At 46.3% G+C, this 6,629-nt stretch carries 8 protein-coding genes; 3 read left to right on the top strand and 5 right to left on the bottom strand.

Annotated features, from left to right (window positions below; all coding sequences use genetic code 11):
* Positions 1-1,914 precede the first annotated feature (1,914 nt).
* Both ispF and FP827_03085 read left to right on the top strand, forming a co-directional pair.
* The gene (gene ispF / locus FP827_03090; GenBank protein MBA3052063.1) at positions 1,915-2,370 is read left to right on the top strand and encodes a 2-C-methyl-D-erythritol 2,4-cyclodiphosphate synthase; all 456 of its coding nucleotides are present in this window, start codon (positions 1,915-1,917) and stop codon (positions 2,368-2,370) included.
* Position 2,371: 1 nt separating this feature from the next.
* A complete protein-coding gene (locus FP827_03085) occupies positions 2,372-3,736 on the top strand; it encodes a cysteine--tRNA ligase (protein ID MBA3052062.1) in 1,365 nt (454 codons plus the stop codon).
* A gap of 33 nt (positions 3,737-3,769) precedes the next feature.
* Here FP827_03085 and FP827_03080 read toward each other — a convergent pair whose 3' ends face one another.
* Positions 3,770-4,441, bottom strand: coding sequence for a JAB domain-containing protein (locus tag FP827_03080; GenBank protein ID MBA3052061.1), 672 nt, complete (start codon positions 4,439-4,441; stop codon positions 3,770-3,772).
* Positions 4,435-4,785 (bottom strand): helix-turn-helix transcriptional regulator, encoded by a 351-nt coding sequence (locus FP827_03075; GenBank protein MBA3052060.1) that lies wholly within the window; start codon positions 4,783-4,785, stop codon positions 4,435-4,437. The genes FP827_03080 and FP827_03075 overlap by 7 nt, the downstream gene beginning before the upstream one ends.
* 121 nt (positions 4,786-4,906) lie before the next feature.
* Here FP827_03075 and FP827_03070 point away from each other — a divergent pair, with 121 nt between their 5' ends.
* The gene (locus FP827_03070; GenBank protein MBA3052059.1) at positions 4,907-5,278 is read left to right on the top strand and encodes a response regulator; all 372 of its coding nucleotides are present in this window, start codon (positions 4,907-4,909) and stop codon (positions 5,276-5,278) included.
* A 105-nt stretch (positions 5,279-5,383) separates the two neighbouring features.
* Here FP827_03070 and FP827_03065 read toward each other — a convergent pair whose 3' ends face one another.
* The 3 genes from FP827_03065 to FP827_03055 form a co-directional block, all read right to left on the bottom strand.
* Positions 5,384-5,608, bottom strand: a complete 225-nt coding sequence (locus tag FP827_03065; protein ID MBA3052058.1) for a NifU family protein — start codon at positions 5,606-5,608, stop codon at positions 5,384-5,386.
* A gap of 188 nt (positions 5,609-5,796) precedes the next feature.
* Complete coding sequence (locus FP827_03060) at positions 5,797-6,129, bottom strand: hydrogenase maturation nickel metallochaperone HypA (protein ID MBA3052057.1); 333 nt, start codon at positions 6,127-6,129, stop codon at positions 5,797-5,799.
* 1 nt (position 6,130) lies between these two features.
* The coding region (locus FP827_03055) for a hydrogenase maturation protease (GenBank protein MBA3052056.1) at positions 6,131-6,629 on the bottom strand (499 nt) is incomplete at its 5' end.

Here is a 6,629-nt window from a genome sequence, read left to right as displayed (position 1 = left end):
TCGCTTCCGGCAGCGCCGAACTCCTGTCAGGTATCTTTTATGATATAGATCTCCATCGCGCGGGCGACGATATTATCCACAGTCAGATCAAAAGATTCAAACTGCTTGCCGAGAGTGTTTCAGCCTCAGCCGTTGACGGTTTTTATCCGCGGGACCTGAAACTCACCTCCCGCACTCTGGCCTCGCTTAAAAACATGGGTTTTAAATACGCGTTTTCGGAGGAGAGCGCTATAGGAGAAGCCATAGATGCCCAGCGCCTGCAGGCCTTTCTTATGCCTGACAGCCTGCTTTTGTATTCGGTCAGCGGCAGGGTCTCAAAAGCTGCCTCTCTTCCCCCCGCCAGCGGTTGGCTGGAGGATTTTGTGAAGACGTCCGGCGCCGTGTTCGGCGACGTCGCCGGTTCAATTCCCGGCGGTTCGGTGGTGTTCAATGTGAAAATAGCGGGCTACACATCCGAAGACATAGAGGCTTTATTTTCGTCGCTGCGCAAGATGAATATCAGAGTTTCGAGCGCGCGGAAGCTTTCGCTCAAAGAACCCGCATATTTTAAGGAACTTCCCTCTATACTTGAGCCGGTTCCGGGCAAACTCGGTAAATTCCAGGAATTGTTCCTGGCGGAGTGGCGAAAATTCCAGTCTATGGCTTCGGAGTTTCCGGCCTCACTTTCTGAAAATATCTATAAGATGGGCCAGAGCAAATATTTTGCCTCGCCCGACGCGGCTCTCTTTATCCCGGAGATGCTGGCTCTGACACAGGCTTTTTACGATTTCTCGGAGAGTTTTGATCTCGCGTTGGACGGGGAAAGTATTTTAGCCGTGAGTAACGGTTATTTCAGGATATATTTCGCGGCGGAAAACCTGAATCCTGTTCTGATAACGGTGCCGTCGGAAGGCATCATCGCCGCCGGCAATCCTTCGGGCGGAAAAACCGATTATGCCTTGAAAACTTATTTTAATTTCCGCTCCTACGACAAGGGATGGGAAATTAAAAAGGACGCGAAAGAGGATTATTGGCGTCTTTCCGCTTTTTTAAAAGATTATCCGCTGGAAATAAAGAAAACATTTGTCATGGCAAAAGGCAAAAATGTGGTCAAATACTACTGTTCCCTTCAAAATTCCGGACAAAGCTCTATTTCATGCGATGTGGCGTTGAATGTTCTGCCTGCGGGAAATCCCGGGATACATATGAGAACATCGCTCGGGGATTATTCCGGTTCTTTCAGGAGCTCCTCAAAAGAGTTCGGTGAAATAAAAGAACTGGCTTTTCCTTTGAACGGCCGTGCGCCTGCCTTAAAGTTCGCCGCGAATTATCCGTATTTCCTCACGCTCAGAGAGACATCCGCCGAAGTGGCGTACAGAAAAAAAGATCTGTCTCCGTCCGACCGGCTGCTGACAGAGGTGCATTTTTCCTACGGAGATTTCAGCCCTTCGCAGGTCCTCAAGCCGCTCTTTGAATATGCCGATATTTTTCTTGACGGGGCGCCGAATGAAAAGTTCTGGAGCGGTGCCGACAGGTTCATAGACCCCCGCCGCGACGGCCCGGAGGGTGTGGACATCAGCGCGCTTTATTACGCCCGCGGCTCAAATTGCGGCTACATTTTCGCGGAGGGCGATTTTGAGAAAACCGCTAATCTTTATATAGCGCGGAAAGGCAGGGGGTCTGATGTCCTGTATTCAAAGCTTAAGGCGCCGGATGATCTGCTGTATTATGTGAAAATACCGCTGGCTCAGGGTTCGCCTGCGGCGTACAAATGGGAAAGCGTGTGGCTGAACACTTTTGAAAAAGGTTTTTCCATGTACGCGGGTAAAGCCGTTGAGATAAGGCTGCCGATGATTTTGCCGGCGGGCGAATGGGCCGTTTATCTTGAGAGCGGCGGAAAAATAGGCGACAGCGTTTATTTTGAGGTGAAATAGTTTGAGAGTAGGCATAGGTTTTGATGTGCATCCTCTGAAAAAGGGGCTAACCCTTTATCTGGGCGGTGTCAAAATCCCCTCGGACAGGGGCCTTCATGGCCATTCCGACGGGGACGCGCTGATACACGCTGTCATTGACGCTCTTCTGGGCGCCGCAGGCAAAGGAGACAAGGGTAAATATTTTCCCGACACCGACCCTAAGCTCAAGGGAATATCGTCACTTAAACTCCTTGCCGAAACAATGAAGATCACAAAGGCTAAGGTCGTCAACATAGACTGTATAGTGTTCGCGGAAAAACCCCATCTTTCAAAGCATTACGGAAAGATACAGGTGAAGCTCGCGTCGCTTCTAAAAATTCCCAGATCCGCCGTGAGCGTCAAGGCGACAAGGCCGGAGGGGCTCGGTATCGCCGGTGCGGGCATAGGCTGTTTCTGCGCCTGCCTGATAGAAGGTTAATATGAGGAAAATATTTTTTTATAACACGCTGACGAAGAAAAAGGAAGATTTTGCCCCGCTGAAAGAAGGCGAGGCCGGCATGTATGTCTGCGGTATCACGCCCTACGATTACACGCATCTGGGTCACGGCAGATGCTATGTCGTTTTTGACGCAATAAGGAAATTTCTCAAAAGCGCGGGGTATAACGTGAAGTATGTGCAGAATTTTACGGACATAGACGATAAGATAATAGCGCGCGCCGCTGAAAAAAACACGGACTGCCTGACGCTTTCGAGCAGGTTTATAGACGAGTATTACACCGATATCAGGCGGCTCGGTGTTGATGACGCCGATGTTTCGCCTAAGGTGTCGGAACACATAGGCGACATAATAGAGGCGGTGTCAAAACTTATGGAAAAGGGTTTTGCTTATGAGATCGCCGGCAGCGTGTATTACAGAATAGGAAAGTTTCAGGATTACGGCAAACTGTCGGGCAGAAACACCGCTGATCTTAAGCCGGGAGCGCGGGTGGAAGTGGACAAGGAAAAAGAAAGCCCTCTGGATTTTGCCGTGTGGAGAAAGTCCGCCGAAGGCGAGCCCGGTTGGGATTCGCCCTGGGGAAAGGGCAGGCCTGGCTGGCACATAGAATGTTCCGTGATGAGCGCCAAGTATCTGGGGCAGACGCTGGACATTCACGCAGGTGGCCAGGATCTTGTTTTTCCTCATCACGAAAACGAGATAGCGCAGAGTGAGGCGATAACAGGTAAACCTTTCAGCCGCTTCTGGCTGCACAACGGTTTTGTGACCATAAATAAGGAAAAGATGAGCAAATCGCTCAGCAATTTTTTCACGCTCCGGGATATATATAAAAAATTCTCGCCTCAGGCGGTGCGTTTCTTTCTTCTCAGCCAGCATTACCGTTCCCCCATAGATTTTTCTGAAGACGCCCTCTCCGACGCCGAAAGGACGCTTGAAAGGGTGAACAGGGCCTTTGAGGAAAAACCGAAACAGGATGAGACCGGCGAAGCACGATTAGAGGCGGAAAAAATATATGAGGATTTCATGTCCGCTCTCGCGGATGATTTCAACACATCCGCCGCCTTTGCCTCTTTTTTCGCCCTTGTCAAACTGTTTAATCAGACAAAATCCTCGGCTGTTTTAAAGAAGGCAGAGGATATGGACGCCATCCTCGGCTTTCTCAAGCTCGAAAAAAAAGAAAAGAAACTTCTTATATCCGAAGACGAAATTCAGGGAATGATTGAAAAGCGTATCGCTGCGAAAAAATCCCGGGACTACGCTTCAGCCGACAGTATAAGGCAGGAACTTCTTGAAAAGGGCGTTGTTATAGAAGACACGCCTTCCGGCGTCAAATGGCGCCTCAAATAAAGAAAGATTGCTTGCTCCGGCAGAACACAGATGTTACAGTAGATTTTTTTCCTTAAAGCTGAAGAAACTTTTTTTGGTAACGATGATGTGGTCTACTACTTCTATTCCCAGTATTTTTCCGGCAGCCACCAGCTTTTTCGTAATTTTCAGATCATCCTCCGAAGGGTCAGGGTTTCCTGAAGGGTGATTATGGGCTACGATAATCTGCGCCGCAAGATTTTTTACCGCCGGCTCAAAAACTTCGCGGGGGTGAACCAGAGTAGCGTTCAGAGTTCCCACGGTTATCACTTTTCCTTTTAATTCCTGATTTTGCGTATCAAAGTAAAAAATTATAAAGTATTCCTTTTTGCGCGCCCGTAAATCAATCAAACTGTTCCATATATCCGCCGGCCCCATACAGATTTGAGTTTTTTTGTCCTTGAGTAATCTTTTGCCCAATTCAAAGCAGGCAACAATTTCACAGGCTTTTACTTTTCCTATGCCGGAAGTTTTTCTCATTTCGCCGAAAGCGGTATAAGGCAGTTCATCCCTGAAATTTTTTAAGATTTTTTTTGCCAGTTCAACGGCATTCAGCCCCACTTTACCGGTTCTTAATAATATGGCGAGAAGTTCCGCGTCGGAAAGTTTTCCGGGGCCGTATTTAATGAGTTTTTCCTGCGGTCTGTCTATTTCCGCCAAATCTTTAATTTTTTTCTTTTTCAAGATTTACTTTTTTTTCGTTTTTTTATCAGCGTTTCAGCTACGGCAAAAAGCATTTCCTTGTCGGACTTATTTCCTTTTTCGAGTATATCCCGCAGATGTTCGTTTTGGAATTGATAAACCGCTGCTTGTTTTTTGTCAATCTGCCCGAGTAGCGCATGCGGGGATACACTTAAGGCGTCTGCGAGCCGCGAAAGCGTTTTCAAACTGCAGACCTGTCTGCCGCTTTCAATTTTCGCGATATATGTCGGGTGAAGTCCGCATTTTTCTGCGAGTTCCTCCTGTGTCATTTCTCTTTTTTTACGGTATTTGCGGACAAAAACCGCCACCGTTTCAGCTATGTTGTTCATGAGTTCCTCCAGAGTATTGTAATAATATAGGTTTTCTTGCTCCATAGAAAATATGTCTGTATAAAACTTGACATATATGGTTAAATTGATTTACAATTGAATTGAAAGGGAGTATAAGGCAATGAAGAAAATTTTGGTTGTGGATGATGATTGCTGGATACTGGATGCCTGTGCGCAGATGCTGCAATTTAAAAATTATGATGTGAATACAGCGGCTGATGTCAAAGAGGCAAAAAGGAAACTTGAGCAGAAAAAATTTCATATGGTAATAAGTGATATAAATCTCCCGGGAGAGACAGGGATGGAGCTTCTTATACATATCAAACAAAAGTTCCCGGGCACAGGGGTAATAATGATGTCCGGAAATCCTAAAATAAGCGAAGACGAATGCAAAAGGGGAGGAGCATTCAGTTATTTGCGTAAGCCATTTGACGGTAATCAATTTTTAAGTAAAGTGGACGCCTTTTTTAGCAAGAGCACTATTAAAAAGTAAGTTTGCTTTTATAAAATTTCAGGAATCGCTAAATTTTCCTGAAAGGATAGGCTGCTGAATATATAATTATATAAGTCACTGCCTCAATGCTCCGTCAAATAAAGTTTATTTGACGGCTTCTACTTTTTTCACTCCGGGGATTTCCTCTTTCAGGGTTTTTTCTATTCCCATGGAAAGCGTCATCTGGCTCATGGGGCAGCCGCCGCAGGCTCCGGTGAGTCTGACTTTGACGATTCCGTCGTCGGTGACATCCACAAGTTCAACATCGCCGCCGTGGCTCCGAAGAGACGGTTTTATTTTCTCAAGCACTTCTTTCACTTTTTCTTTCATTTTTTCTCCTTTTCAAAAGCGGTTTGATAACATGGGCGCTATGCCCGTTGGAATATTATAGCAAAACTGACTGTTTTGAAAAATATACAGGGGTCAAAGTTGCGCGACACTACCCACATGTCATCCATTATGAAAAGAACGGGGCAGAGTAATCTAACTGCGCCGAGACAGGGTTCTGTCCCCGCAATTTATTTACAAATAACTTCTTTGACATAGACTCTGTTGCCCGAATTTATACCAATGTCTATGTTTCCGCAATCGGGGCAGGCGAATTGAGTCGCTTCCTCCAGTATTTTTCCACATTTCAGGCATATCAGGGTAGGGGCTTCCTTTTCAAATACCAGCGACGCACTCTGCCATTTTTTTTCAGGGAAAATGTGGTCTTCAAAGGAATGACGGAGAAAAGCGCTATCAATGCCGGACGCCTCGCCGACCGCAATTATGATTTTTGAGGGTGTTCTGCCGCCGCATTTTTCTTCTATTTCCTGCGCCAGAGGCCTTGCTAGACTTAATTCGTGCATTTTAATCCGCCTTCGCGGGAGATGGTTCGCTAAACTCCCGCAGTTTGTTTATAAAGAATTCTATAAGAATATCAGCGCTTTCCCTAACTTCACCGCACATCACGGAGCCGATTGACGAGTCCGATACCTGTATTCCAACGAGGTAAACTTTTTGTCCCGCTTCTTTGAAAAACAGGTCAATCATCTTCAAACTTAGGGAATGAGTAGAAATCCCCTGTGAGTTGAGTTTGTCCAGTTCTATAATTTTTATTTGTCCCGCCTCACCATCTCCGCCCATTGCGTCAACAATAAAAACAAGTTTTTCATTTATGGCTGTTATTTTAAAAATGTGATTTTCAATTGCCATACCGGCGTCTATGAATTTACCGGCGCATTCTTTCATGCCTTCTGCCGCTATATAGATACCGGCACCGTCATCACCTCTTAACTCATTGCCGATCCCTACGACAATAAAATCCGTATCTATGATATTACCGAGTTCTTTTAGTACGGGAGGGGGA

It is taken from the genome of Candidatus Omnitrophota bacterium (genome assembly GCA_013791745.1).
GTDB lineage: Bacteria > CG03 > CG03 > CG03 > CG03 > CG03.
The sequence above is the reverse complement of the archived record's forward strand: the minus strand, read 5'-3'. Positions and strand labels throughout refer to the sequence as shown.

Excerpts from the sequence above, each read along its gene's own strand:
- FP827_03085 (MBA3052062.1), top strand. The coding sequence starts at position 2,372 with ATGAGGAAAATATTTTTTTATAACACGCTGACGAAGAAAAAGGAAGAT.
- FP827_03075 (MBA3052060.1), bottom strand. The coding sequence starts at position 4,785 with ATGAACAACATAGCTGAAACGGTGGCGGTTTTTGTCCGCAAATACCGT.
- FP827_03070 (MBA3052059.1), top strand. The coding sequence starts at position 4,907 with ATGAAGAAAATTTTGGTTGTGGATGATGATTGCTGGATACTGGATGCC.
- FP827_03065 (MBA3052058.1), bottom strand. The coding sequence starts at position 5,608 with ATGAAAGAAAAAGTGAAAGAAGTGCTTGAGAAAATAAAACCGTCTCTT.
- FP827_03060 (MBA3052057.1), bottom strand. The coding sequence starts at position 6,129 with ATGCACGAATTAAGTCTAGCAAGGCCTCTGGCGCAGGAAATAGAAGAA.